26 protein-coding genes are annotated in these 25,925 nt (G+C 72.6%); 12 read left to right on the top strand and 14 right to left on the bottom strand.

Features of this window, described 5'->3' with window-relative positions; translation table 11 throughout:
* The first annotated feature begins 165 nt into the window (after window positions 1-165).
* From ACFZDL_RS06740 to ACFZDL_RS06760, 5 genes are read left to right on the top strand one after another with little or no spacing between them, the layout of a single operon-like run.
* The gene (locus tag ACFZDL_RS06740; protein WP_353593215.1) at window positions 166-1,713 is read left to right on the top strand and encodes an ATP-binding protein; all 1,548 of its coding nucleotides are present in this window, start codon (window positions 166-168) and stop codon (window positions 1,711-1,713) included.
* 25 nt (window positions 1,714-1,738) lie between these two features.
* Entirely contained in the window at window positions 1,739-2,125 is a 387-nt protein-coding gene (locus ACFZDL_RS06745) for a roadblock/LC7 domain-containing protein (protein ID WP_353593301.1), read from the top strand.
* On the top strand, window positions 2,122-2,481 hold the full coding sequence (locus ACFZDL_RS06750) for a DUF742 domain-containing protein (protein ID WP_353593216.1): 360 nt from the start codon (window positions 2,122-2,124) through the stop codon (window positions 2,479-2,481). The genes ACFZDL_RS06745 and ACFZDL_RS06750 overlap by 4 nt, the downstream gene beginning before the upstream one ends.
* The gene (locus tag ACFZDL_RS06755) at window positions 2,462-3,139 is read left to right on the top strand and encodes an ATP/GTP-binding protein (RefSeq protein ID WP_353593217.1); all 678 of its coding nucleotides are present in this window, start codon (window positions 2,462-2,464) and stop codon (window positions 3,137-3,139) included. The genes ACFZDL_RS06750 and ACFZDL_RS06755 overlap by 20 nt, the downstream gene beginning before the upstream one ends.
* Window positions 3,136-4,653, top strand: coding sequence for a cytochrome P450 (locus ACFZDL_RS06760; protein WP_353593218.1), 1,518 nt, complete (start codon window positions 3,136-3,138; stop codon window positions 4,651-4,653). The genes ACFZDL_RS06755 and ACFZDL_RS06760 overlap by 4 nt, the downstream gene beginning before the upstream one ends.
* Here ACFZDL_RS06760 and ACFZDL_RS06765 read toward each other — a convergent pair.
* The 5 genes from ACFZDL_RS06765 to ACFZDL_RS06785 all read right to left on the bottom strand — a co-directional run bounded on the left by ACFZDL_RS06765 (window position 4,622) and on the right by ACFZDL_RS06785 (window position 9,172).
* Window positions 4,622-4,777 (bottom strand): hypothetical protein, encoded by a 156-nt coding sequence (locus ACFZDL_RS06765; RefSeq protein ID WP_043488071.1) that lies wholly within the window; start codon window positions 4,775-4,777, stop codon window positions 4,622-4,624. The two genes, ACFZDL_RS06760 and ACFZDL_RS06765, sit on opposite strands and share 32 nt — an antisense overlap.
* Before the next feature lie 150 nt (window positions 4,778-4,927).
* The gene (locus ACFZDL_RS06770; protein WP_353593219.1) at window positions 4,928-5,878 is read right to left on the bottom strand and encodes a cytochrome c oxidase assembly protein; all 951 of its coding nucleotides are present in this window, start codon (window positions 5,876-5,878) and stop codon (window positions 4,928-4,930) included.
* Between the two features lie 130 nt (window positions 5,879-6,008).
* Complete coding sequence (locus ACFZDL_RS06775) at window positions 6,009-7,034, bottom strand: 6-phosphofructokinase (RefSeq protein ID WP_353593220.1); 1,026 nt, start codon at window positions 7,032-7,034, stop codon at window positions 6,009-6,011.
* A 117-nt stretch (window positions 7,035-7,151) separates the two neighbouring features.
* Entirely contained in the window at window positions 7,152-7,880 is a 729-nt protein-coding gene (locus ACFZDL_RS06780; protein ID WP_353593221.1) for a glutamine amidotransferase, read from the bottom strand.
* 53 nt (window positions 7,881-7,933) lie between these two features.
* A complete protein-coding gene (locus ACFZDL_RS06785) occupies window positions 7,934-9,172 on the bottom strand; it encodes a MurT ligase domain-containing protein (protein ID WP_353593222.1) in 1,239 nt (412 codons plus the stop codon).
* 328 nt (window positions 9,173-9,500) lie between these two features.
* Here ACFZDL_RS06785 and def point away from each other — a divergent pair, with 328 nt between their 5' ends.
* A complete protein-coding gene (gene def / locus ACFZDL_RS06790; protein WP_353593223.1) occupies window positions 9,501-10,046 on the top strand; it encodes a peptide deformylase in 546 nt (181 codons plus the stop codon).
* 42 nt (window positions 10,047-10,088) lie between these two features.
* On the opposite strand, the gene ACFZDL_RS06795 is transcribed toward def, so the two are convergent.
* Window positions 10,089-10,739, bottom strand: a complete 651-nt coding sequence (locus ACFZDL_RS06795; protein WP_353593224.1) for a TetR family transcriptional regulator — start codon at window positions 10,737-10,739, stop codon at window positions 10,089-10,091.
* Between the two features lie 153 nt (window positions 10,740-10,892).
* Here ACFZDL_RS06795 and ACFZDL_RS06800 point away from each other — a divergent pair, with 153 nt between their 5' ends.
* Entirely contained in the window at window positions 10,893-12,119 is a 1,227-nt protein-coding gene (locus ACFZDL_RS06800; protein WP_353593225.1) for an acyl-CoA dehydrogenase family protein, read from the top strand.
* Here the strand turns inward: ACFZDL_RS06800 and ACFZDL_RS06805 are convergent.
* From ACFZDL_RS06805 to ACFZDL_RS06825, 5 genes are all read right to left on the bottom strand, one after another.
* Window positions 12,116-13,243, bottom strand: coding sequence for an acyltransferase (locus ACFZDL_RS06805; RefSeq protein WP_353593302.1), 1,128 nt, complete (start codon window positions 13,241-13,243; stop codon window positions 12,116-12,118). The two genes, ACFZDL_RS06800 and ACFZDL_RS06805, sit on opposite strands and share 4 nt — an antisense overlap.
* A 385-nt stretch (window positions 13,244-13,628) precedes the next feature.
* Complete coding sequence (locus ACFZDL_RS06810; protein WP_353593226.1) at window positions 13,629-14,444, bottom strand: SAM-dependent methyltransferase; 816 nt, start codon at window positions 14,442-14,444, stop codon at window positions 13,629-13,631.
* Window positions 14,441-14,992 carry a hypothetical protein gene (locus ACFZDL_RS06815; protein ID WP_353593227.1) on the bottom strand — a complete coding sequence of 184 codons (552 nt, stop codon included), beginning with the start codon at window positions 14,990-14,992 and terminating at the stop codon, window positions 14,441-14,443. Before ACFZDL_RS06815 ends, ACFZDL_RS06810 begins: the two co-directional genes overlap by 4 nt.
* Window positions 14,993-15,159: 167 nt before the next feature.
* A complete protein-coding gene (locus ACFZDL_RS06820; RefSeq protein ID WP_353593228.1) occupies window positions 15,160-15,399 on the bottom strand; it encodes a DUF397 domain-containing protein in 240 nt (79 codons plus the stop codon).
* Between the two features lie 2 nt (window positions 15,400-15,401).
* Window positions 15,402-16,223 (bottom strand): helix-turn-helix transcriptional regulator, encoded by an 822-nt coding sequence (locus ACFZDL_RS06825; protein WP_353593303.1) that lies wholly within the window; start codon window positions 16,221-16,223, stop codon window positions 15,402-15,404.
* A gap of 290 nt (window positions 16,224-16,513) precedes the next feature.
* On the opposite strand from ACFZDL_RS06825, the gene ACFZDL_RS06830 reads away from it, so the two are divergent.
* Complete coding sequence (locus ACFZDL_RS06830) at window positions 16,514-17,953, top strand: hypothetical protein (RefSeq protein WP_391190565.1); 1,440 nt, start codon at window positions 16,514-16,516, stop codon at window positions 17,951-17,953.
* A 125-nt stretch (window positions 17,954-18,078) separates the two neighbouring features.
* Here the strand turns inward: ACFZDL_RS06830 and ACFZDL_RS06835 are convergent, their stop codons facing one another.
* On the bottom strand, window positions 18,079-18,912 hold the full coding sequence (locus ACFZDL_RS06835) for an SDR family oxidoreductase (protein ID WP_353593230.1): 834 nt from the start codon (window positions 18,910-18,912) through the stop codon (window positions 18,079-18,081).
* Between the two features lie 398 nt (window positions 18,913-19,310).
* On the opposite strand from ACFZDL_RS06835, the gene ACFZDL_RS06840 reads away from it, so the two are divergent.
* From ACFZDL_RS06840 to ACFZDL_RS06850, 3 genes are all read left to right on the top strand, one after another.
* A complete protein-coding gene (locus ACFZDL_RS06840; RefSeq protein ID WP_353593231.1) occupies window positions 19,311-19,736 on the top strand; it encodes an ATP-binding protein in 426 nt (141 codons plus the stop codon).
* A gap of 73 nt (window positions 19,737-19,809) precedes the next feature.
* Window positions 19,810-20,313: a hypothetical protein gene (locus ACFZDL_RS06845; protein WP_353593232.1), complete on the top strand. Its 504-nt coding sequence runs from the start codon at window positions 19,810-19,812 to the stop codon at window positions 20,311-20,313.
* A 479-nt stretch (window positions 20,314-20,792) separates the two neighbouring features.
* Window positions 20,793-22,904, top strand: a complete 2,112-nt coding sequence (locus ACFZDL_RS06850; RefSeq protein ID WP_353593233.1) for a SpoIIE family protein phosphatase — start codon at window positions 20,793-20,795, stop codon at window positions 22,902-22,904.
* A 52-nt stretch (window positions 22,905-22,956) separates the two neighbouring features.
* On the opposite strand, the gene ligD is transcribed toward ACFZDL_RS06850, so the two are convergent.
* Window positions 22,957-23,961 (bottom strand): non-homologous end-joining DNA ligase, encoded by a 1,005-nt coding sequence (gene ligD, locus ACFZDL_RS06855; protein ID WP_353593234.1) that lies wholly within the window; start codon window positions 23,959-23,961, stop codon window positions 22,957-22,959.
* Window positions 23,962-24,038: 77 nt separating this feature from the next.
* Between ligD and ACFZDL_RS06860 the strand changes: the two genes are divergently transcribed.
* Window positions 24,039-25,109, top strand: coding sequence for an ATP-dependent DNA ligase (locus tag ACFZDL_RS06860; protein ID WP_353593235.1), 1,071 nt, complete (start codon window positions 24,039-24,041; stop codon window positions 25,107-25,109).
* Window positions 25,110-25,205: 96 nt separating this feature from the next.
* Here the strand turns inward: ACFZDL_RS06860 and ACFZDL_RS06865 are convergent, their stop codons facing one another.
* Complete coding sequence (locus tag ACFZDL_RS06865; protein WP_353593236.1) at window positions 25,206-25,898, bottom strand: dienelactone hydrolase family protein; 693 nt, start codon at window positions 25,896-25,898, stop codon at window positions 25,206-25,208.
* Between the last annotated feature and the right edge of the window lie 27 nt (window positions 25,899-25,925).

Below are 25,925 nucleotides of genomic sequence, written 5' to 3' on the forward strand. Positions count from 1 at the left end.
TTCCTGTGCCGTTTCAATTCGTACTTCTATGCATTACCGAGAAAAACGCATATTCGTCTCGGCAACTGCCATAAGCGCTATGCTCCTTGGCTCATAGCGAGCGCTTCGCGCCCGGTTTCCCCATCATTCCCTCTGCTGTTCTCTGCCTGTTCTTTAAGGACGCCCATGGTTTTTGCTGGCTCGTCACCCGGAGGCCGGCGGCCCGCCTCCGCACTCGTATGGCTGATCCCACCCGCGGCGACGGCGCTGGCCGCCGCGCTGGCCGTGGTCCGGGTCCCCACCGGCGCCCGGACGGCGGTCGCCTGGTGCGGCCTGGCGGCGACGCTCGCGGTGGCCGTGGCGGCGGCGGAGGCGGTGCGCCGCGGGCGGGCCATCGCGGCCCTGCGGCTGAAGGCCGCCGAGCGGGAGGCCGTGCTGCGGCAGCGCCTGGTCGACCAGGAGGTGGAGACCAGGCGGCTGGCCAAGGAGGTGCTTCCCGCGGCCGTCGAGCGGCTGCGGCGCGGCGCGGAGACCGCCGACGTGATGAAGGCCATCGACCAGGCGCCGTGCCTCGACCCGGACTTCGCGTCCGCGCACCGGGCGGTCCTGGCGGAGCTGCTGCACACCGTACGGGTCGAGGAGGACCTGAGGGACGCCGCGCAGCGGGCCTTCGTCAACATCGCCCGCCGCGTCCAGGCCATCACCCACCAGCAGGCCTACGACATGCGGGAGATGGAGGACAAGCACGGCGCCGACCCCGAGGTCTTCAACGATCTGCTCCAGCTCGACCACGGCAACGCGCTGATCGGCAGGATGGCCGACAGCATCGCCGTGCTCGGCGGCTCCCGCCCGGGCCGCCAGTGGCGGAGCCCGATCCCGCTGTACAACGTCTGCCGCGGCGCGATGTCGCGGATCCTGGAGTACCGGCGGGTCACCCTGCACTCGGTGGCGGACGTCGGCATCGTCGGCCCGACCGTCGAGCCGCTGATCCACGCCATGGCCGAACTGCTGGACAACGCCACCCGCTACTCACCGCCCAAGACCCGGGTGCACCTGACCGCGGTCGAGGTCCAGTCCGGGGTCGCCATCGAGATCGAGGACGCCGGGGTGGGCCTGACGGAAGAGGCCCGCAGACGCACCGCCCTGGTGCTGGCCCACGCCGCGACCGGACTCGACCTCAACGACCTGGGCGAGACACCGCGCCTGGGGCTCGCGGTGGTCGGCAGGCTCGCCCACAAGTACCGCTTCCAGTTCTCGCTGCGCCCCTCCGCGTACGGCGGTGTCCGCGCGGTCCTGGTCGTACCGCAGAGCGTCATCTGCACCACCCCCGCGCCCGGCGGCATGATCGCCAGGGCCGCCAAGCTGCCCCCTCCCAAGCCCGTGACCCGGGCGACGCCCAACCCGGGGCCGACGCGCACCCCGATGCCGACGCGAACCCCGGGGCCGACGCGCACCGGCGGCCCGTCCGACTTCGGTCGCGTCACGGTGCCGCAGAACACGGTCGGACTGCCCCAGCGCCGCCGCCGGACGCCCCAGGTCACCCGGCCCGTCCGGCGCGAGAGCGGCGCCGAGCCCGCGCGCCCGGCGCCGGCCGAGCCGCCCGTGGAGCCGGGACTGTGGCTGGCCCCGTTCTTCAACGGCATTTCCGGTGCGGCCGAGCACACCGAATCCGGCGGCCGTCCGCACCGTGATGAATCGTCGAACATCTCGCACGAGTCGGATAAGGGTGAATAGGCAAGTGACGCAACCGCGGTACAACATGGACTGGATGCTCCGGGACCTGGCGACCAGCGTTCCGCAGACCCGCCACGTGGTGCTCCTCTCCTCGGACGGCCTGTGCATGGCGCAGATCGGCGCCGACGAGGAGACCGCCGACCGGCTGGCCGCCGCCTGCGCGGGGCTGCAAAGCCTCTCGGGGGCGATCGCCGCCGAATTCCCCGAGGGCGACGGGCGGATGAAACTGGTCGCCATCGAGGTCGACGGCGGGTTCTTCTACCTGATGGCGGCGGGCACCGGGGCGTATCTGGCGGTGCTGGCCGAGGACACCGTGGACGCCGGGCTGATGGGCCAGTGCATGAGAAGCCTGGTGGCCCGGCTCGGCGAACACCTCAGCAGCCCGCCACGCGTCGACGGGCGGACGGCATGAGCGAACCGCGGGAGCGCCTTGCCGAAGGCGTCCCCGAGCGGCTGTACACCCTCCCCGACGACGACGAGCCCCGGTCCGGGCGCGCCGACGTCGAACTGGTCACCTTGATCGTGGCGCGGGCCGAGCCGGAGCCGGGGACGCGCCCCGAGTGCGCGGCCCTCCTGCGGATGTGTCAGTTCCCGCTGTCCGTCGCCGAGATCTCCGCGTATCTGGCCCTGCCCGTCTCCTCGGTCACCGTGCTGCTCGCGGACCTGCTCGGGAACGACCAGGTGGAGACCCGGGCGCCGGTCCCCGCCGCCGCGCTGCCCGACCCCGAACTCCTCCAAGCGGTGATGCATGGACTACAGAAGCTCTGAAGCGCTCGTCGGCCCCGGAACGGCCGTCGGCCCCGACGCGCTCATCGGCCCCGGAGCGCCCGTCGGACCGCGCAGCGAGGACACCCTGCCGTCCTCGGTGAGCGCGGCCGTCAAGGTGGTGATCGTCGGGGGGTTCGGCGTGGGCAAGACGACGATGGTCGGCTCGGTGAGCGAGATCCGGCCGCTGACCACCGAGGAGACCATGACCCAGGCGGGGGTCGGCGTGGACGACGTCGCCGGGGTGGAGCGCAAGACCGAGACCACCGTGGCCATGGACTTCGGCCGGATCAGCCTGAACGACCGGCTGGTGCTCTACCTGTTCGGCACGCCCGGCCAGGAGCGCTTCTGGTTCCTGTGGGACGGCCTGTTCGAGGGCGCCCTCGGTGCCGTCGTGCTCGTCGACACCCGCCGCCTGGAGGTCAGCTTCGACGTGGTCGGACGGCTGGAGGAGCGCGCCGTGCCCTTCGTCGTCGCCGTCAACGCCTTCCCCCAGGCCCCCGTCTATCCCATGTCCGAGCTGCGCGCCGCGATGGACCTGCCCGACTCCGTCCCCATGGTCGACTTCGACGCCCGGGACCGCGGGTCCAGCCGCGACACCCTGCTGACCCTCGTGCGCTATCTGCACTCCCTCATCACCGTGACCCCGGAGACCCCGTGACCCCTCCCTCCGACCACCTCGGCACGGACCACCTCGGCGCCGCGCCTCCCCCCGGGTGCCCCGCCCACGCCGCCGTCCGCTCCGGCACCGTGGGGGACCTCTTCGGGCCCGGACACGAAGCCGATCCAATGGGCTTCTACGAGTGGCTGCGCGCCGAGCACGGCGCGGTGGCCCCCGTCCGGCTGGCCGGCGATCTGCCCGCGTGGCTGCTGCTGGGCTACCGGGAGAATCTGGAGGTGGCCCGTACCCCCTCCCGCTTCTCCCGCGACTCCCGCCACTGGGGCGACTGGCGCGAGGGCCGCGTCGCCCCCGACTCGCCGCTGCTGCCGGTGGTCGGCTGGCAGCCCATGTGCACCTTCGCCGACGGCGCCGAGCACGAGCGGCTGCGCGCGGCGCTCACCGAGAGCATGAACCGCTTCGACCGGCGCGGGATCCGCCGCCAGGTCACCCGGTTCACCCACCAGCTGGTCGATCAGTTCGCCGCCGACGGGCTCGCCGACCTGGTGACCGGGTTCGCCCAGCAGCTGCCCATGCTGGTGCTCACCCATCTGCTCGGCATGCCCGACGAGTACGGTCCGCGCCTGGTCCAGGCCACCCGGGACCTGATGATGGGCACGGAGACGGCCATCAGCAGCAACGCGTACGTCACCGAGACCCTGGAGAACCTCGTGGCGCGCAAACGCGCCGAGCCCGGCGCGGACCTGGCCACCTGGCTGCTGGACCACCCCTCCGGGCTGACCGAGGAGGAGGTCGTCCAGCATCTGCGGCTGGTGCTGCTCACCGGCAACGAGACCACCACCAACCTGATGGCCAACACGCTGCGGACGGTGCTCACCGACCCGCGCTTCCGCGCCTCCCTGGCCGGCGGCCAGATGACCCTGCCGGACGCCATCGAGCATGTGCTGTGGAACGAGCCGCCGCTCGCCGTGATCCCCGGCCGCTGGGCGACCGGCGACACGGAGCTGGGCGGGCGGCAGATCAGGGCCGGGGACATGCTGCTGCTCGGCCTGGCCGCCGGAAACGTCGACCCCGCCGTACGCCCCGACGTCGCCGCGCCCATGTACGGCAACCGCTCGCACCTCTCCTTCAGCGGCGGGCCGCACGAATGCCCCGGCCAGGACATCGGCCGCGCCATCACCGACACCGGTATCGACACCCTGCTGCTGCGCCTGCCCGATCTGTGGCTGGCGGTCCCGGAGACCGAGCTGAGCTGGACGGCCTCATGGATCTCCCGCCACCTGGTGTCGCTGCCCGTCGAGTTCACGCCGCGCCGGGGCGACTCGGACACCGTGGAGACCGAGACGAGCCTGCTGACACCCCACTCGCCGGCCCGCGCCCTGCCCCGGCCGAGCTCATCGGAGCAGCCGAATCCCTCGGAGCAGCCGAACCCGTCGCAGCAGCCGGAGGCCTCCGCCCCGCGGGCCAGGCCCGGGGCGCGGCGCTCCGGGCGCCGGTCGTGGTGGCGGTCGCTGTGGCGCGGGCTCAGGCCCGGGCCACCACGACCCCGACGGTGAGCAGGCCGAGCACCACCCAGCCGAACCAGAGCCACCCATTGCTGCCGAGGGCCACCGAGTACGCGGTCACCAGGACCAGGCCCCCCACCGTGCACGCTGTCATCGCCTTCGCAGATCCGGGCATTCCCCGCAACCTCCTCAGCCCCAACGGCCCAGGAGGACATGGTCGTACGGAACCGCCCTCACCGCTAGAGAGCGTCAGCGGTGAGGACGGTGGGAACGGTCGGATGGCGCCGAGCGGTCGGACGCGGAACGGTCGGATGGCGCCGAGCGGTCAGCGGCCGCGGGCCTGGAGCGACGCCAGATAGGCGTTGTACGCCGCGAGCTCCTGGTCGCCGTCCCGGTCCGCCGTACGGTCCGCGCGCCGCGCCTGGCGCTGGTCGGACTTGTACCACTGGGCGAGCAGCGCGACCAGGACGATCACCGACGGGATCTCGCTGAAGGCCCAGGCGATGCCGCCCGCCGCCGTCTGGTCGGACAGTGCGTCGACGCCGAGCGAGGCGGGCGGGTGCTCGTAGGTGCCGACCATGGGCTCGCTCGCCATCATCAGGGCGATCCCGAAGAAGGCGTGGAAGGGCATGCCCGCGAAGAGCTCCAGCATCCGCATCACATAGCCGGGCCGGTGGGGGCCCGGGTCCACGCCCATGATCGGCCAGAAGAAGAACAGGCCCACCAGCAGGAAGTGGGTCATCATCGCGATGTGCCCGGCCTTGCTCTCCATGAGGAAGTCGAAGAGCGGGGTGAAGTAGAGCCCGTAGAGGCTCGCGATGAACATCGGGATCGTGAACGCCGGGTGGCTGACGATCCGCACATAGCGGCTGTGCAACAGCGCGACCAGCAGCTCCCTGGCGCCCTTGCGCCCGCGCGCGGCCGTCGGCAGGGCCCGCAGGGTCAGCGTCACCGGGGCGCCCAGCAGCAGCAGGATCGGGGAGACCATGCTGACGACCATGTGCTGGACCATGTGCACGCTGAACATGACCATGCCGTAGTCATTGAGCTTGGTGCACATCACCAGCGCGATGGTGAGGACCCCCAGCACGAACGAGACGGTCCGGCCCACCGGCCAGCGGTCGCCGCGCCGCACCAGCCGCGCTGCGCCCCAGCCGTACAGGGCGAGCGCCACCAAGCAGCCGACCAGGAAGAACGTGTCCCCGCCGAACTCCAGCCCTCGCGCCAGCGTGAACGGCGGCAGATCCATGGGCATGCCGTGCCCGCCGTGATCCATGTGTTGTTCTCCCGGTCGGCCCCTTGTTGCGCCTAAGCCGGCGCCGCTCTCGCGGACCTGGTTGCTCGCCGTGGTGGTTGCGCAATCGGTGGTTGCGGGGTCGGCCGCCGGTCTTCGGCTGATGCGGTACTCAGAGTACGCACTCGGCCTCGGCGTACCGCTCCGCGGGTACCGTCTTGAGGTGCTCGACGGCCTCCGCGAGCGGCACCAGCGTGATGTCCGTGCCGCGCAGCGCCGTCATCTTCCCGAATCCGCCGCGGTGCACGGCCTCGACCGCGTGCCAGCCGAACCGGGTCGCCAGCACCCGGTCGTACGCCGTCGGCGTGCCGCCCCGCTGGACATGCCCCAGGATCACCGGCCGCGCCTCCTTGCCCAGGCGCCGCTCCAGCTCGATGGCGAGCTGCCGGGCCACCCCGGCGAACCGCTCATGGCCGTAGACGTCCGTGCCGCCCGCCTCGAAGTCCATGGTGCCCTCGTGTGGCTTGGCGCCCTCCGCCACGACCACGATCGCGAACTTCTTGCCCGCCTCGAAGCGCGCCCCGACGACCTTGGTCAGCTCGTCGATGTGGAACGGGCGCTCCGGCACCACGATCGCATGGGCGCCCGCGGCCATGCCGGAGTGCAGCGCGATCCAGCCGGTGTGCCGCCCCATGACCTCGACGATCAGCACCCGCTGATGCGACTCGGCGGTGGTCTTCAGCCGGTCCAGGGCCTCGGTGGCCACCCCGACCGCCGTGTCGAAGCCGAAGGTCACATCGGTGGACGCGATGTCGTTGTCGATCGTCTTGGGGACGCCGACGATCGGCAGTCCGGAGTCCGACAGCAGCCGGGCCGCCTTGAGCGTGCCCTCCCCGCCGATCGGGATGATCGCGTCCAGGCCGAGCTCGGCGACATGCCCCCTGGCGCGCTCCACGCCGTCCCGCAGCCGGGTGGGCTGGACCCGGGTGGAGCCGAGGATGGTGCCCCCGAGCGCCAGGATGCCGCTCACGGCGTCCAGGTCGAGCTTCCGGTAGTCGCACTCCAGCAGGCCCTTCCAGCCGTCCTGGAAGCCGATCACCTCGTCGCCGTGGTCGACGACCGCGCGGTGCACGACGGACCTGATCACAGCGTTCAGGCCGGGGCAGTCGCCGCCGGATGTGAGCACACCAATGCGCATGGCCCTGATACCTCTGCAGTGTGGGCTGACGGCCGGACCACGGCGTCCGGCGGGAGACCCCGCCACCCTACAAGCGAGGGGGGTGGCGGGGTGGTGGTGTGTCCGCCATGCGGGCGCTTACGAGGGCTGGGTCGCCGCCGCGATCCGCTCGTTGCGCAGCGCCTCGTACCACTGGTCGTTCACCGGCGGCAGCGCGTTCACATCCAGCGCCAGCTTCAGCAGCAGGTCCGCGATGTGCGGGTTGCGCGCCATCACCGGGCCGTGCATGTAGGTGCCGAAGACGGTGTCGTTGTACGCGCCCTCGGTGCCGTCGCCCGTGCCGTTGCCGTTGCCGAAGCGTACGCGCGCGAAGGGGCGCGCGGTCGGGCCCAGGTGGGTGACGCCCTGGTGGTTCTCGAAGCCGGTCAGCGGCGGCAGCCCCAGCCGGTCGTCGATGTCGCCCAGCACATCGCCGACGCAGCGCTCGCCCTCGCCGCGGGTGCTGATCACATCGAGCAGCCCCAGGCCCGGCTCGCGCTGTCCGAGGTCGTTGATGAACTCGTGCCCCAGGATCTGGTAGCCCGCGCACACCGAGAACACGATGGCGCCGTTGGACACCGCGCGGTTCAGCCCGCCGTCGCGGCGCAGCCGCTCGGCGGCCAGCCGCTGCGGCCGGTCCTCGCCGCCGCCGATCAGATAGATGTCACCGGAGGTCGGGATCTGCTGGTCGGAGCGGACGTCGAGACGGGAGACGTCCAGCCCGCGCTGGCGCGCCCGGCGCTCCACGACCAGCGCGTTCCCCTGGTCGCCGTAGGTGCTCAGCAGGTCCGGGTAGACCCACACCAGGCGCAGGCTGTTCTGGTTCATCCGTCGCAATTCCCTCATGCCCTTTTCGCTCGTGCGGACTTGACCGTGCGGACTCAGTTGCCCACGCGGCGGCGCAGGTCCTGGAACGCGGTGTAGTTGGCGATCGTCTCGATCCGGCCGGGCGGGGCGATCTGCACCGCCTCGTCCAGGGTCTGGCAGACCCGGAAGTCCAGCCCGGCGACCTCCAGCCGCACTGCCAGGTCCAGCTTGCGGTCGCCGATCACACAGATCGGGTGCCCGGCGAGCCGGGTGTAGTCCACGTCCCACAGCCAGGAGGTGTCGGTGCCGTCCGCGCCGCGGGCGTTCACCGACAGGATCACCGGGGTGGGCGGCGGGTCGATCAGGGAGAAGGTCTCCAGCCAGCCGGCGGGGTTCTTGGCCAGCAGCAGCCGCAGCTGGCGCTCCTGGAAGCTGACCACGTCGTACCGCCCGGCGACCGCCTGGACCTGGTACATCCGCTCCAGCGCCACCTGCGGCGGCACCCCGAAGGTCGCGGCGACGGCCGCCGAGGTGGCGGCGTTGGCCTTGTTGGCGCGGCCGGGGAGCTGGAGGTGGATCGGCCAGGCCGAGCCGTGCGGGTCCAGGACGTAGTCGCCGTTGAGCGCCCAGGTGGGGATGGGACGGCGGAAGCCGCAGTCGGCGCAGACCCAGTCGTCGCCCGGGCGCTGCAGCACGCCGCCGCACGAGGGGCAGGACCAGGCGTCGTCCTTCCACTCCTGGCCCGCCGCGACCCAGACCACATTGGGCGAGGAGGAGGCGGCCCAGACGATCAGCGGGTCGTCCGCGTTGGCGATCACCACGGCCTTGGTGCCGGACAGGCCCTCACGCCACTTCTCGGCGAGCATGCGTGTCTCGGCGGCCCGGTCGAGCTGGTCGCGCGAGAGGTTGAGCAGCGCGATGGCCTTCGGTTCGGTGTCGCGCGCCACCCCGGCGAGGTACTTCTCGTCGACCTCGATCACGCCGTAGCGGGCGTCGGAGCCGCCGGCGAGGGCCGAGGTGATACCGGCGGGCATATTGGCGCCGAGCGCGTTGGAGACGACCGGTCCGGCCGCTCGCAGCGCCTCGGCGATCAGCCGGGTGGTCGTGGTCTTGCCGTTGGTCGCCGACACCAGGATCACGTCCAGGTGCCGCGCCAGCCTGCCCAGCAGCTCGGGGTCGAGCCGCAGGGCCACCTTGCCGCCGATCACCGATCCGCTGCCGCGGCCCGCCGCCCGCGACACCGCCGCCGCGGCCTTGCCTGCCGTCACGGCCAGCTTGGCCCGCGGCGACAGCGGCTCCGAGTTGCCTGCCATCGTCTTCGTCCTCCTCGCATACCGGCGCCGCTCTTGCCCCCTGAGGCGCCGGTGGTACGCCCCCTCCGCGCCGAATCGCCAGCCGGGAGGCCACGGTCGGGGATCAGCCTATCGAGATCCGGGCGCTGTCCCGAATCTCACCCGCACAACCTGCACCTGTCTCCCGCATCTCCGCGGTCCCCGACGCCGGGCGCACCCCCCCCGGCTGTCGCCGGTATGTGCCCCGCGCGGGGGTCTCGGACCGCCCCTGTGGGCCGAGGCCTCAGGCCGTCGTCCGAGCCCGCCGCGGCGGCGCGCGCCCCGCGCCGGGCACGTAGGCTTTGCTGCCATGCGAAACGGCGCGATCCCCGGCAGTCGCGGACTGGTGCGGCCGATGCGGCTGCTCGGCGATCCGGTGCTGGCGACGCCCTGCGAGGAGGTCACCGCCTTCGACGCGGCCCTCGCCCGGCTGGTCGAGGACATGTACGCGACGATGTACGCGGCGCAGGGCGTCGGTCTCGCCGCCAACCAGGTCGGGGTGGGCCTGCGGGTGTTCGTCTACGACTGCCCGGACGACGAGGACCGCCGCCACCTGGGGCATGTGGTCAATCCGCGGCTGGTCGAGGCCGACGGCGTGACGGTGCGGGGGCCGGAGGGCTGTCTCTCGCTGCCCGGTGTCGAGGCGGGCACCCCGCGCTTCGACCGCGCGGTCGTGGAGGGCGTGACGGTGACCGGGGAGCCGGTGCGGGTGGAGGGCACGGGCTTCTTCGCGCGCTGTCTGCAGCACGAGTGCGACCACCTCGACGGGCGTCTGTTCACCGACCGGCTCACCGGCCTGCGCCGCCGCCGGGCGCTGCGCGCGGTGCGGCGGGCGCCCTGGGCCGCGGAGGCCTAGGCCTGGCCCAGGTCCTGCCCGGGCCCGCGGCCCGGTCAGGGCTCAGAAGCCGGGCGCGCCGACGCGGTCGTCCATCGTGGTCAGCCGTCCCCACAGCAGATCGGTGAGGTGCCGCACCAACTGGGCACGGGAACAGGGCCGTTCGCGCAGCCACCAGTCGCCCGCCGCGTGCATCATGCCGACGATCCCGTGTCCCCAGACGCGGGCCAGCTCCGTGCCGCCGGGGCCGAGCTCGAGCCGATCGGCGATCACCTTGGCCAGCTCCTCGCCGAGGCGGCGCAGCACCGGGGCGGAGTGGCGGCCGACGTCGAAGCCCTGCTCGGCCTGCGGGGCGTCCTCGGCCGGGTGCATCAGGAAGCGGTAGACCTGGGGGCGTGCCTCTATCGCCGCCAGATAGGTGTCCAGCGTGGCCTCGACGCGCTCCCGGCGGTCGTTGGGGGCGTCGAGGGCGGCGCGCAGCGAGGCGAGCAGCGCGTCGGTGTGGCGCTTGGCGAGGGCGCGGTAGAGCCCGCTCTTGTCGCCGAAGTGGCGGTACAGGATGGGTTTGGTGATGCCCGCCTCCGCCGCGATGGCGTTCATCGAGGCGTCGGGCCCGTCCCGCAGCACCACCCGGTCCGCCGCCTCCAGCAGCTCCTTGCGCCGCCGCTGGGCCGCCTGCTGCTGATCGTCGCGCTGGCTGGTGCCGGTGTCCATGAAGTCGCCTCCCGCCCCCTGATGCTTCTTTGACGCCTGCGAAACGTAACACCCCGGCCCCGGCGGTGGGGTGGATCGGCTGGGGGAGTTGACATCGTCTACTCGCGGGTAACAGACTCTTGTTACCGACGGTAATAGTGAGGTGGAGGGGTAATGCCGGAATTCTCGTTCGAACTCGACGACGACCAGAAGGCGGTCCGCGACTGGATTCACGGATTCGCGGCCGACGTGATGCGCCCGGCCGCCGCTGAATGGGACGAGCGGGAGGAGACCCCCTGGCCGATCATCCAGGAGGCCGCCAAGATCGGACTGTACTCGCTGGACTTCTACGCCCAGCAGTACTTCGACCCCACCGGCCTCGGCATCCCGATGACGATGGAGGAGCTCTTCTGGGGCGACGCCGGTATCGCGCTCTCCATCGTCGGCACCTCCCTGGCCGCCGTCGCCGTCCTCGCCAACGGCACCGAGGAACAGGTCGGCACCTGGGTCCCGCCCATGTACGGTGACGCGGACGATGTGAAGGTCGCCGCGTTCTGCTCCTCCGAGCCGGACGCCGGGTCGGACGTCGCCGCGATGCGCACCCGGGCCGTCTACGACGAGGCCAAGGACGAATGGGTCATCAACGGCACCAAGACCTGGGTCACCAACGGCGGCATCGCGGGCGTCCACGTCGTCATCGCCTCCGTCGACCCTGACCTGGGCGCGCGCGGCCACGCCTCCTTCGTGGTGCCCCCGGGCACGCCCGGCCTCTCCCAGGGCCAGAAGTTCAAGAAGCACGGCATCCGCGCCTCGCACACCGCCGAGGTGGTCCTGGAGGACGTCCGCGTCCCCGGCCACTGCCTGCTCGGCGGCAAGGAGAAGCTCGACGAACGCCTCGCCCGCGCCCGCGAGCGCGCCCGCACCGGCACCGAGCGCGGCAAGAACGCCGCCATGGCGACCTTCGAGGCCTCGCGCCCGGCGGTCGGCGCCCAGGCGGTCGGCGTGGCCCGCGCGGCGTACGAGGTCGCGCTCGAGTACGCCAAGAACCGGGTGCAGTTCGGCCGGCCCATCATCGACAACCAGGGCATCGCCTTCCAGCTCGCCGACATGCGCACCCGGATCGACGCGGCGCGCCTGCTGGTGTGGCGCGCCTCCTGGATGGCCACCGCGGGCAAGCCGTTCGCCGCCGCCGAGGGGTCGATGTCCAAGCTCTTCGCCGGGGAGACGGCGAAGGCGGTGACGGCCCAGGCGGTGCAGATCCTCGGGGGCAACGGATTCACCCGTGAGTACCCGGTGGAGCGGATGCACCGCGACGCCGCGATCTTCACCATCTTCGAGGGCACGAGCGAGATCCAGCGGCTGGTCATCGCCCGCACCCTGTCCGGTATGCAGATCCGTTAGGCCCCTGTCCGGGCGGTCGCCGCGGCCGTGACATCAGCGGCTGCCGGCGAGCGGCCCCAGCGGCGCATGGCGGGGCGCTCGACCAGCGCGTACAGGCCCCAGGCCACGAGGACGGAGACGAGGAGGCCGCCCACCAGGAACAGGATGCCGACAGGCGTCGACCACATCGGTCCGGAGGGCTGGCCGAAGGCGTTGGGCTGCGAACCGAACGCCCGGTGGCCGTACTTCAGGACCATGTGGTGGACCAGGTAGAAGGCGAACGAGATCTCCCCGAGCCACACCATGGGGCGGCTGCTCAGCCAGGTCCGGCGGCCCTTGACGTCCGACGCGGCGGCGGCCGCGATCAGCAGCGCGAGGGGGATGACGGTCGGCGTCCCGTAGTCGTAGAGCGCGGGGTGCTCGATGTGGATGGTGCCCACGTACGCCACGATCCCCAGCAGCGCCGCGGGCAGGACGCCCAGGCCGATCCACCGGCCGGTGAGCACGATGCGGGCCATCAGCATGCCGAGGACGAACTCCAGCAGGCGGCACACCGGGAAGACGTAGACGAAATAGATCTGCTCGTACGACACCGGCAGGGTCGGGTAGGGAGGGTAGCCCGATACGAGGTGCCGGGAGATCACCGGCACCAGCACGATCAGGCCGGCGATTCCCGCGGCGGCGTACCAGAGCCTGCGCGGCGAGACCCTGCCGATCACCTTGATGAGGAGCGGGAAGGACAGATAGAAGAACAGCTCCACCGACAGCGACCAGCTCACCTCGTTGCCCGTGGACACATACGCGGTGTCCGGCACCCAGGCCTGGAGCAGGAACACGTTGGGGAGTGTTTCGGGAAACGCGATCGCCGTGCTGGTCAGCGACATCAGGATCAGGGCGGCGGCGAGCGTGACCAGATGGTTGGGGAAGATCTTGACGATCCGGCGGCGCCAGAATCTCCCTGTGGTGTCGGAGGGCCGCGCCGACCAGGTCAGTACGAATCCGCTGAGGATGAAGAAGAACGAGACGCCGACCGGGCCGGCATTGCTGAACCAGCGGTAGTAGTCGGCGGTGACCTCACCGTCCCGGAAGACGGCCACCGCCGATCCGTGCACCGAGAACACCATGAGCGCGGCGAGGAACCGCATGCCGGTCAATGAGGGCAATCTGGAAGCCGTGGGTCGGGACATCACAGGCCCCCGTCACGACGGGATAAACGGCAGACAATATGGCGTCGACGCTCATTCACGACTCTGTTCCCCCGTTACGCCGGCATGCTAGGCCGGATATGTCCGATGCCTTTCACCGCGCAAAAGCCGCATGGCGAACCGTACCTCGCATGGCCGCCAGCCGTTCAGGGAGGACCGTAGCAAGTTCACACTTCTTCCTGTCAAGGAATCGGCAATTCTATTCCGCGAAGCGTTGCGATGCCGGGGCAGCCAATTCAGTGGAAAATGCTCGCTATCCAGACAGAGCCGCCGCTCCCCGGTCCGCACCGGGGAGCGGCGGCCCGGCCGGGGAGGAACGGGGCCCTCAGAGCTTGCGCGCGACGCCCCCGTAGACGTCCGTCTTCTCGACGGGCGCGTCGGCGGGCTCGGGGCGCCACAGGGGGCAGGACACGATGCCCGGCTCGATCAGCTCCAGACCGTCGTAGAAGCGCGCGATCTGCTCGGGGCTGCGCAGCACGTACGGGACCGCGCCGGTGTCGTCGTAGCCCTGCTGGGCCTGCTTGAGCGCCCGGTCGGTGTCCGTGCTGTCGTAGTGCACGAAGTAGCTGCCGGAGGGGAGCGCGTCCTGGAGCCGCCGCGCTATCGTCCGGGCCTCGTCGTAGTCCTGGACATGGCCCAGGATGCCCATCAGCATCAGCGCGACGGGGCGGCTGAAGTCCAGCGTCTTGCTCGCGGCCTCGAGGATTCTGTCCGGCTCGTGCAGATCGGCGTCGATGTAGTCGGTGACGCCCTCGGGGGTGCTGGTGAGCAGGGCCTGGGCGTGCCGGAGCACCAGAGGGTCGTTGTCGACATAGACGATCCGGGCCTCGGGGGCGACCCGCTGGGCGACCTGGTGGGTGTTGTCGTACGTCGGCAGCCCGGTGCCGATGTCCAGGAACTGGCGGATCCCGGCCTCCCCGGCCACATGCGTCACCGTGCGGATCAGATACGCCCGGGACGCGCGGGCCATCACCTCGATGGTCGGCGCGACCTCGCGGTACTGGTCGCCGGCCACCCGGTCGACCTCGTAGTTGTCCTTGCCGCCCATCCAGTAGTTCCAGATGCGGGCCGAGTGCGGCACGGACGTGTCGATCTTGCCTAAGGCCGCCTGCCGACCGGGGGTGGACGAGCCGTGAGTCATCTGGTGATTCTCCTGCCATGCGTGAGGCCGTGCTCGGGGCTCCAACTTAACCCCGGGGCAGGGTACTTCGCCGCGCCCCGGTGCACGGTGCACACCGGGGCGTGCTGGGCGAGGGTGGTGAAGGCGCGCTCATAGGCGGCGGCCGCCGCCTCGGTCTCCGCCGTGGCCGCGGCCGCCCTGGCGCCCCGCTTGGCCGACAGCTGCGGGAACGCGGCCGGAGCCGCCGCCACATGGACGAACGCGCCGCCGCGCTCGGCCACCGCCTCGGCGAAGTCGAAGGCCTCGATCCATGTCACCCGGGAGTGTCCCCGGCGCAGCGGCCCGTAGACGAGCTCGCCGACGAACCCGGAGTCCACCGCGAGCGGCCCGGCGAGCCGCAGCAACTCGCGGTACGGCCGCACCGGGTCGAGCGCGGGCAGCTCGGTGGGCGTGCGCTCGACGGCGAACCCGTGGCGGCGGACCAGCCAGGTCAGCAGCCCGGCCCGGGCGGCGCCGGCACAGCCCTCCACGATCAGAACGCGGTGGCGCGCGGCCTCCTGAAGGTCCATCCCCGCCACCCCGGTCATCTCACAGCCGTCCGTCGATCTCGCACGGGGCATTCAGTGTGCGCGGCCCGCCCGCTCGAGGGGAGCCCGGGGCCGGGTTGTGCGGTTGTGCGGGCGTAGTGGTTTCCGGGACGGCCTGCCGCAGTGGCTCGCCGGGGTGGCGGGGCCCTTCAGGCGATGAGGAAGTCGGCCCGGCCGGCCTTCGCGGCTTCGAGGAACGAGGCGACCTCGGCCCGGGAGTAGATCAGGGCCGGTCCGGTGGGGTCCGTGGACTGGCGCAGCGCGACACGGCCGTCCGGCAGCCTCTTGGCCTCGATGCAAGTGCCGCCGTTGGTGCCGCTCCAGGGCTTCTCCCAGCCCTCCGTGCCGAGGTCCATGGCCGGCATTCCGCTGTAGACCGGGTCCGTCATGTTCAGAGCTCCTTACGCAGTTCGGCCAGGATGGGAATCGTCTCGCCGACCGGCTCGGCCTGGACGGCCATCCGGTCCAGCACCTCGAGACAGGTGACGACTTCGCCCGGCTGGTCCACATAGACCGCGCCGGTGACGCTTTCGGTGTAGACGACGTCGGGCAGTTCGGTGAATCCGAAGCGGAAGTAGTGCAGGGGGCCGAAGGCCCCGGGGTGCGGCCCCGCCGCGAACCGCATGATCTGCAGCCGGATCTTGGGCATCGCCAGCGCCTCGACGAGATGGTCGATCTGCCGGCGCATCACCTCGGCCCCGCCGACCGGGCGGCGCAGCGCGGTCTCCTCCACGATGGCCCAGATGGCCGGGGCGTCCGGTTTGGAGAGCAGGCCCTGACGCTTGACGCGCAGGGCGATCCGGCGCTCGATCTCCTCGTCCGTGTCATTGGGGAAACCGGCGCGCAGCACCGCGCGGGCGTAGTCCTCGGTCTGCAGCAGCCCGGGGATGTAGTGCGGTTCGTAGGCGCGGATGACGGTGGCCTCGCTCTCCAGGCTCACATACGCGCTGAACCACTCCGGTACGACATCGCGGAACTGGTGCCACCAGCCGGGCTGGTTGGCCTCCCGGGTCAGATCCAGGAAGTCGTCGATCTCCGGTGAGGGGACGCCGTAGGTCCGCAGCAGCTCCTTGACGTACGGGATCTTCAGGCCGACCTCGGCCTTCTCCATCCGGCGGACCGTCAGCGGAGTCACCTCGACGGCCCGGGCCGCCTCCTCGAAGGACACCTGGGCCTGCTCCCGCAAATGGCGTAGGCGCTTGCCCAGGACCATGCGTAAGACGGTGGGGGCGGCGCTCCCCGGCCGTGCCTCACTCACGTCCTGCCTCCCGGAATCACCGTCATGTGGGTGCAGTGTGCCATGACCTCGGAGCACCGGACAGAGCGATGCGGATCGTTCTGAAATTATCAGGACGAAGCTTGCGAGCTGAGTCTGTCGGCGCGCATAGTGGGGCACGTGACCCATCTCACGCACCACGGCTGGTGCCCTCAACCACCTTTTTCCGCTAAGGCGTTACGGGCACTCGGCAGCTCGGCGGCGCGCGGCAGTGTCATCGGCCTCAGGTGGCCGCGGTGACCGGCGGCGCCGCGCCGGGCACCCGGCGCCGGAGCTCGGCCACCAACCAGGCTCTGGCCGCGGCCCTCAAGGAATCCGGCTGCTCGTACGCCTCATTGGCCCTGCGCGTCAATGAGCTGGGCCGCCGTCAGGGACACTCCTCCAACTACGACAAGGCGTCCGTCACCCGCTGGCTGCAGGGCTGCCAGCCGCGCGGTACGACGCCGGAACTGATCGCGGCCGTGCTCTCCCACCGGCTCGGCCGGCCGGTGGCCCCCGCCGAGCTCGGCTTCATCCCCGACCGGCAGCGCCCGGTCGTCGCCAGGGCGCTGGCCTACCGGGAGGACGTGGCGGAAACCTTGCACACGCTCGCCGAACTCGGCTCCACCGACATATCCCGCCGCAGCCTGCTGGGCGCGGTCCCCTTCGTCGCCGGCGCGCTGGTGACCCCGCAGCGCGAATGGCTGCTGTGGCTGGTCGAGAACCAGGGCACCGGTCCAGCCGCCGGCAATCCCGCCACCGGCGCTCCGGCCTCGGCGGCCGACGCGGGCCGGATCGAGCAGGTCCGCGCCGCGATCGGCATGTTCGACGAGATGGACAACCGCTTCGGCGGCGGCCAGGTCCGCGCCGGCATCGTCCTGTACCTGTCGACCGAGGTCGTCCCCATGCTGCAGCGCCGCGGGGTGGCCCCGGGCGAGCGGCGCGAGCTGTTCACCGCCGCGGCCAAACTGGCCGCGATGGCCGGCTGGAGCAGCTATGACCACGCCGAATACGGCCTCGCCCAGCGCTATATGACCCAGGCGCTGCGGCTGTGCGCCGAAGGCGGCGACCGGGTCCTCGGCGGCCAGATCCTGGCCGGCCTGTCCCATCTGGCCACCAATCTCGGCCAGCCCCAGGCGGGCGTCGAACTCGCCCGGGTGGGCGTGGCCACGGCGAAGCACGCGGGCAGCCCGCTGGGCCTGATGCGGCTGCACGCCATGGCGGCCCGCGGACACGCCGCCCTCGGTGAGCCCCGCGAGGCCGCCCGCGCGCTGCGCTCGGCGGAGGCCGCGCTGGACGCCAGCCGGGGCGCCGGGGAGGAGTCGGAGTGGGTCCGCTTCCTCGACCACCACTATCTGGACGCCGAGGCCGCGCTGTGCTTCCGCGACCTCGGCAGCGCGGCGCAGGCCGAGCGCGCGGCCGATGAGTCGGTGCGGGCCAACGGCGACCGGCGCCGCCGGCAGGCCATCAGCCGCTCGGTCCTGGCCACCGCCCATCTGCAGCAGAACCGGCTCGACGAGGCGATCGGCACCGCCGACGAGGCGCTGAGCGCGCTCAGCGGTGTGCACAGCGAGCGCTCGGTGCAGGCCCTGCGCGACTTCCGCACCCGGCTGCGGCCGCACCGCGCGGAGCCCATGGTCCGCGACTTCGAGCTCCGCTCCCGGGCCCTGCTCGGCGCGGCGGCCTGAGCCGCGCCACGGCGGCGCTCCCGCTCCGGCTCCTTCCGGGCCCCACCGCCATGCGGCCCGGAAGGCGGCCTCGCCCGGACCCTGCTCCACCGGGGGTGTGCAGGGCCCGGGCGAGGCCAAAGGGCCTAATAACCCTCCGGGCTGGGCGCGTTCTGGGCCCGGTCGACCGGGACATGGGCGCCGGAGACACCGCTGGAGGCGTCCGAGAGAAGAAACGCGACGACCCGCGCCACCTCCTGCGGCGCGACCAGTTCACCGCTCGGGAACTCCGCCGCGAAGCGGGCGAACGCCTCCGGCTCCGCGCCGCGCATCCGGTCCCAGCGCTTGCCGGGGATGAGCATCGACCCGGGGGAGACGGCGTTCACCCTGATCCCGTCGGGCCCGAGCTCGCGGGCCAGCGAGGCCGCGAGATGGATCTGGGCGGCCTTCGCCGCGCCGTACTGGGCCTGCGGCCCCGGCTTCCAGCCGGAGATGGAGGCGATGACCACGACCGACCCGCCCCCGGGCCCGCGCGCCCCGCGCAGATGGGGCACGGCGGCCCGCACCAGCCGGGCGGTATGGCCGACGTTCAACTCCCAGGTGGCGGCCCAGTCGTGGGCGTCCGCCTCTTCCAGGCCCCCGCCGCGGGCGCCGCCGGCGCAGGCCACCACGCCGTCCAGACCGTCGAAACGTTCCGCCGCGCCCTCGACGAACGCCTCCAGCAGACCCGGCTCGACGACATCGAGCGCCCGGGTGAACAGAGCGTCCCGCCCCTGGCCGGGCAGCGACTTCTCCAGGGCCGCCAGATCGGGCGCCGTCCGCGCGCAGGTGGCCACCGAGGCGCCGTCCGCCAGCAGCAGCCGTACGACCTGTTCGCCCAGGCCCCGGGTGCCCCCGGTGACCACGATCCGCTTGCCGTTCACACCGGACCGCGCGGCCGGGCAGGGCCCCTGCCGGCGGTCCTCACTCACGCTTGCCACGCCCGGACCGTACAGTCCGCACGGCGTGCGACCCGAACCACTACGCCCGTACAACCGAACAACCCCCGTGCCCCCTCGCCGACCGGACCGTCCAACCGTTTGTCTACGTGAACGGTGACCGACGTAGTCCCGCTGTCTTCGAAGGAGGAATCCATGCCGCAACCCGGCAGCCACCGCGACCGGGCCGCAGCCGCCCGTGGCAGCCGGCCCCGGCGGGCGGGCCGAGGGGCGCGCACCCCTCGCCCCCGGCGCGGATGCCGCGGTGGGGGACGTAGGCATGCGCTTACCCGCTTACCGGGGCACCAACCACCCACGCCGCGGACGCTATCGGTGCGAGGGGCCCGGCAGACCCGACAGCTCAGACAGGTGCCACAGGCTCGGCCGGCGGGGAGGGGCCGGTGATCTCATTGGCGACCCGCCGTTTCTTCCGGGCCGAGTTCCCCGCCCGGACCGACCGGGCCTTCGCCGTCCGCCGGATGCTCACCGCCTTCCTGAAGTACTGGCAGCTCGACCACGCCGTGGAATGCGCGGTGCTGGCCACCAACGAGCTGTTCGCGAACGCGGTGGAGCACGGCAGCAGCGGCCCCGGCGACACCGTCACCGTCACCGTGGGCGTGGAGCCCGCCGGGGACGAGCTGCGCATCGAGGTGGCCGACGGCTCGCCCATCCGGCCGGTGTTCCGTACGGCGGCCGAGACGGAGGAGTCCGGGCGGGGGCTGGCCATCGTCGACGGCCTGGCGAGCGACTGGGGCACCGATCCGCCGGACGGGGACGCCGCGGGCAAGAAGGTGTGGTTCACCCTCGCGCTCGGGCGGGCGCGGTAGGGCACCGGCGGCCGGGCCGAGGGCGGGGCGGTGTGACCGGAGCGGACGAGTCAGCAGGGAGACCGGAGGCGATATGCGTGGGCGAGGCACCGTGGAGACCGCCGCGGCCGACTGGCTGCTGTCGTCGGTCGGCGAGGAGCCCGGCCGGGTGCGCGTGCAGTGGGCCAGCGGTGACGGCCTCGCCGACCTCCCGGTGGGCCCGCTCTTCGACCTGGTCCGGATGTCCGAGGGCACCGGGATGGCCGTGGTCCGGGCGCTGCGGTGCAGCGACGCGGTCGTCGGTCCGGTGATGCTGGCCACCGCCAGCCATGTGCTGTCCTTCCTGGTGCCGCCCGGCTCGGCCCACGAGTGGAAGGCCTGGCTGCGGGGGTCCGGCCACGGCCGCCGCCGCGCCGTGGCCGCCGCCGGGCCGGGCCGGGTGCTGCGCTGCCCCCGGCCCGGATGCGTACGGCAGGGGCACGTCTGGCTGGTCAGGCCGGGCGGCCCGCTCACCGACAGCCGGGTGCTGTGGGCAGCGCTGCGGGACAGTGCGCCCCCGCGCCCCCGGGACCGCGCCTCGTACGCCCTGTTCCGCTAGGCAGGGTCCGCCTCGGCCCAGTCCGCGCGGTGCTCGACGGCGAAGTCGCGGAAGGAGCGGGGCGCGCGCCCGGTGACCCGGAGCACCGTGTCGGTCACACCGTCCACTCGGGCGCGGTCTCCCGGACGAGCCGGTGCAGGGCGCCGAGACCCGGCATCCCGGCGGTGACCGCGGAGGAGCTGAGCAGCACCACGCGCCGTACGCCCCCGCGGACCGCGTCGGCCAGGAAAGGCTCGACCAGCCGCAGCGGCTCGGCCTCCGCGACCGGGGCGATCAGGTAGAGATGGGGTCACTCCGCGCAGCGCCGCGACCCCGAGCTGGCTGCCCCAGGACACGGACCGCGAGACCTGGGTGTGCGCGGCGGGGCCTGGAGAGGTATGACAGAAGAAGGGCGCGGAGAGCCTTCTAGGCCGCCCGGCCGATCGCTGGTGCCGCGTCGGCCCGCCCCTGCGTACGGGTAGCGGGAATGAGGTACCGGGATGACTGCGCAAGACCGCCCGCCGGCCGCGCGAGCCCGCCCGCGAGGGGACGGTGAAGCGGAGCTGAACGATCTCGCCGCCCCGGGAGGCCTGCTCGATCTGCTACGGGTCGCCGCCGTGGTACTGGACAGCGACGGCCGTATCGCGCTGTGGAGCCCGGAGGCCGAGCAGCTGCTCGGCTACCGTGCCTCCGAGGCCCTGGGCCGCAACGCCGCCCGCCTGCTGGTCGACCGCGAGAACCGGCGGTCCGCGGTGGAGCTGTTCGCGCGGGTGCAGGCGGGCAGGATGTGGGCGGGCGTCTTTCCGGTCCGGCACAAGGACGGCACCGCCCTTCGGGTGGAGTTCCGCACCATGGGCCTGCGCGACTCCCGCGGCGACGCCTACGCCCTCGGGCTCGCGGCCGACGAGGGCACCGTACGGCAGCTGGAGACCGATCTGGCCGTCTCCGGCTTCCTGGTCGAGCAGTCGCCCGTGGGCCTCGCTGTGTTCGACACGGACCTGCGGTGGATCCTCGCCAACCCGGCCCTGCTGGAGATGAACGGCCTGACCGAGGTCGACCTGCGGGGCCGCCGCCTGACGGACGTGCTGCCGGGGCTGGAGGCCTCCACGATCGAGGCCGCGATGGAGCACGTCATGGAGACCGGGCAGCCGCTGCTCGACCAGCAGACCGTCGGCCGGACCCCGGCCGACCCGGACCACGACCACGCCTGGTCGGAGTCGTACTACCGGCTGGAGGACCCCAGCGGGCGCGTGCTGGGCATCGCGATCTCGGTGATCGATGTGTCCCGGCGCCACCGGGAGGCCAGCGAGGTCGCCGAGGCCCGCGAGCGGCTGGCCCTCATCGCCGAGGCCGGAGTCCGCATCGGGACCACCTTGGACCTGCGGCAGACCGCCCAGGAGCTGGCCGATGTGACCGTGCCCCGGCTGGCCGACCTGGCCGCCGTGGATGTGCTGGACGCCGTGGTGCGCCGCGAGCCCGTGGCCCGGGTGGGCGCGGACGGCTGGGCCCGCTTCCGGGCACTGGCCGTGGCGGCGGGCTATCCCACCGACGCCGTGCACGCGGCGGACCCGGTCGGCGAGATCGCCCGGTACGACCCGAGCCGCATGATCACGCGCTGTGTCCGCGACGCTCAGCCGATCTTCCTGTCCCAGGTGACCGACGCGGACCTGCGGAGCATCGCACGGGACGAGGCGTCCGCCGCCGTACTGCGCAAGGAGGGCGTCCACTCCTATCTGGCGGCCCCGCTGATCGCCCGCGGCAGCGTGCTCGGCACCCTCAGCCTGCACCGCACGATCAATGCCCGGCCCTTCGACGAACAGGACCTCACCCTCGCCTGCGAGCTGGCCACCCGCGCCGCGCTGTGCATCGACAACGCCCGCCTGTACGCCAGGGAGCGCGACGCGGCGCTCACCCTGCAGCGCAGCCTGCTGTCCCAGCAGCCGCGCGACCTGGACGGCCTGGAGATCGCCTCGCGGTATCTGCCCGCGGTCAGCGCGGCCGGCGGCGACTGGTTCGATGTGCTCTCGCTCAAGGACGGCAAGGTGGCCCTGGTGGTCGGGGATGTGATGGGCAAGGGCATCCACGCCGCGGCGATCATGGGCCAGCTGCGCACCGCCACCCGGGCCTTCGCCCAGCTCGACCTGGCGCCCGCCGAACTGCTGCGCCACCTCGACGACATCGCCACCACCCTGGGCGATTCGATCGCCACCTGCCTGTACGCGGTCTGCGACCCGCGCAGCGGCCGGTGCCGGCTGTCCACCGCCGGCCATCTGCCACCGGTGCTGGTGCGCCCCGGCGGGCGGGCCGAACTCCTGGACATGCCCAGCGGCGCGCCGCTGGGCGTGGGCGGTGTGCCGTTCGCCTCGGTCGAGTGCGAGCTGTCACCGGGGACCCTGCTCGCCCTGTTCACCGACGGTCTGGTCGAAAAGCGCCACCAGTCGATCGATGTGGGCCTGCGCACCCTGCTGGAGCTGCTGGGCCGCCAGCAGGGCCCGCTGGAGCGGACCTGCGACCAGGTGCTGGCCGCCCTGCACGGGGCGCCGGACGACGATGTGGCGCTGCTCCTGGCGCGGCTGCGCGATGGTTCACCGCACGGGGGAAGCGCGGGTTAGCGACGTACCACCCCCCGGCGTCGGCGGGCGACGCCGGGCCGCCCCGGCCGGCTCACTTCTTCGCGCGGCTGGGCTGCACCCGCTTCGGCTCGCCCTTCGCCTTCGGATGCTCGGGCGGATACGGCAGATCGCCCAGGCCGTGCTCCCGCTCGTCCCGGTCGGCCAGCTCCAGGGCCGCCTCCAGACGGCACACCTGCCGGTCCATGTCGGCGTGCACGTCGCCCAGCTCCCGGAACCGCACCGGCATGGTGGCCAGATCGAAGTCCCGCGGCCTGGCGTCGGGCACCTCCTCCCAGCGCAGCGGCGCCGAGACCGGGGCGTGCGGCCGGGGGCGTACGGAATAGGCGCTGGCGATGGTGCGGTCGCGGGCCGTCTGGTTGTAGTCCACGAACACCTTCTCGCCGCGCTCCTCCTTCCACCACGCCGTGGTGATCCGCCGCGGCGCGCGCCGCTCCAGCTCACGCGCGATGGCGATCGCGGCGCGGCGCACCTGGGTGAAGGTCCACAGCGGCTCGATGGGCACGAACACATGCAGCCCGCGGCCGCCCGAGGTCTTCGGCCACCCCCGCAGCCCCAGCTCCTCCAGCACCGGCCGCAGCTGGCCGGCCGCCCACACCGCGTCCTCGTAGTCGGTCCCCGGCTGCGGGTCCAGGTCGATCCGCAGCTCGTCGGGGTGGTCGGTGTCCTGCCGCCGGACCGGCCACGGGTGGAAGGTCAGGCATCCCAGATTCGCCGCCCAGACGACGGCCGCGGCCTCGGTGGGGCAGATCTCGTCCGCGTGGCGCCCGCTGGGGAAGGAGATCCGCCCGGTCGGAATCCACTCGGGCAGGTTCTTCGGCGCCCGCTTCTGGAAGAACGACTCGCCCGCTACGCCGTCCGGGTAGCGCTCCAGCATCGTCGGCCGGTCCCGCAGCGCCCGCAGCACGCCCTCGCCGACGGCCAGGTAGTAGCGGGCGACGTCCAGCTTGGTGAAGCCCCGCTGCGGAAAATAGAGCTTGCCGGGGTTGGTCAGCCGTACCGTGCGCTCGCCGACCGTGAGCTCCGCCGTCTCTCCCATGGATTCAACGCTAGGCCCGCGGGCCGCGGGGCACCTCCCGGCGGGCGCCGGGGAGGGGAGGGACAGACAATCGGGGCATGGACCTTCCGGTCATGCCGCCCGTGGAGCCGATGCTGGCCAAGTCCGCGGCCACCATCCCGCCCGGCATGTGGTACGAGGCGAAATGGGACGGCTTCAGGGCCCTCGTCTTCCGCGACGGCGACGAGATCGAGCTGGTCAGCCGCTCGGGCAAACCGCTGACCCGCTACTTCCCGGAACTGGTCGGCGCCCTCCTGGCGAATCTGCCGCCGCGCTGCGTCCTCGACGGGGAGATCGTGATCGCGCGCGGGGGCCGTCTGGACTTCGACGCGCTCCTGGAGCGCATCCACCCCGCCGACTCGAGGGTGCGCCATCTCGCGGAGGTGACCCCGGCGAGCTTTGTGACCTTCGACCTGCTCGCACTGGGGGACGAGTCCTTGATGGACACCCCCCTGCGGCAGCGGCGGGACGCGCTGACCGAGGCGCTGCGCGGCGCCGCGGACCCCGTCCACACCGCGCCCTGGACCGATGACCTGGCCCTCGCCGAGCGGTGGTTCCAGCAGTTCGAGGGGGCGGGTCTGGACGGCGTCATCGCCAAACACCCCGGCCTGGGCTACCGGCCGGGGGAGCGGGTCATGGTCAAGGTCAAGCACGAGCGGACCGCGGACTGCGTGGTGGCGGGGATGCGGCAGCACAAGTCAGGCCCGGTCGTCGGCTCGCTGCTGCTCGGCCTGTACGACGCCGCCGGCCGGCTCCAGCACGTCGGCGTGTGCGGCGCCTTCTCGATGCGGCGCCGGCAGGAGCTCATGGCCGAACTGGAACCGCTGCGGATGGACACCCTCGCAGGACACCCCTGGGCCGACTGGGCCAGTGAGGAGGCGCGCACGCCCCAGCAGGCACGCCGGATGCCCGGCGCGCCCAGCCGCTGGAGCGGCGTCAAGGACCTGTCGTGGATGCCGCTGCGGCCGGAGCGGGTCTGCGAGGTGGCGTACGACCACATGCAGGGCGACCGCTTCCGCCACACGGCCCGTTTCCGCCGCTGGCGGCCCGACCGAGAGCCGCGCGGATGCACCTACGCCCAGCTGGAGGAGCCGGTCCGCTACGACCTGGGGGAGGTGCTGGGCTCCTGACAACCTGGCGGCTGGGCTCCTGACGCCCCCTCAGTGCCCCTCGGCGCTCCCTGAGCGCTCCGGGAGTGCTTCCGTGCGACCCCGGTCAGGGCCGTATCAGGGCCGCCGGGGGGACCGGCGGGATCCGCCCGGCCCTCCCGCGGGGGCCGCGGTCATGTCCAGGAACCAGTCGCGGGCCGCCGCGGCGGCCTGGGCCAGCGTGCCCGGTTCCTCGAACAGATGGGTCGCGCCGGGCACCACATGCAGGGAGTGGGGCGCCGCCAGCATGGCCGCCGCCTGCTCGTTGAGCCGCAGCACCTCCTGGTCCTCGCCGCCCACCACCAGCAGCACCGGAGCGCGGACCCGGGAGAGCACCCCGCCCGCCAGATCGGGGCGGCCGCCGCGGGAGACCACGGCCCGCACCCGCTCCGGCCGCTCAGCCGCGGCCACCAGCGCCGCCGCCGCGCCCGTACTGGCGCCGAACAGCCCGACCGGCAGGGCGGCGGTCGCCGGGTGCCCGCCGAGCCAGTCCACCGCCGCCACCAGGCGCCTCCCCAGCAGGGGGATGTCGAAGCGGTGCTCCGCGGTGATCGCGTCCACCCGCTCCTCGTCCAGGGTGAGCAGGTCGAACAGCAGCGTCCCCAGCCCCGCGTCCTGCAGCACCTCGGCCACCGAGCGATTGCGCGGGCTGTGCCGGGAGCTGCCGCTGCCGTGCGCGAAGGCCACCGCCCCGCGGGCGCCCTCGGGCACCACCAGATCGCCCACCAGCAGCGCGCCGTCCGCGGCGATACGGGCCGTCTCCGAGACCATCGGCCACCTCCTGCGCGGCCGGGCGGG

Origin of the sequence: Streptomyces sp. NPDC007917 (assembly GCF_042959105.1) — a bacterium.
GTDB lineage: Bacteria > Actinomycetota > Actinomycetes > Streptomycetales > Streptomycetaceae > Streptomyces.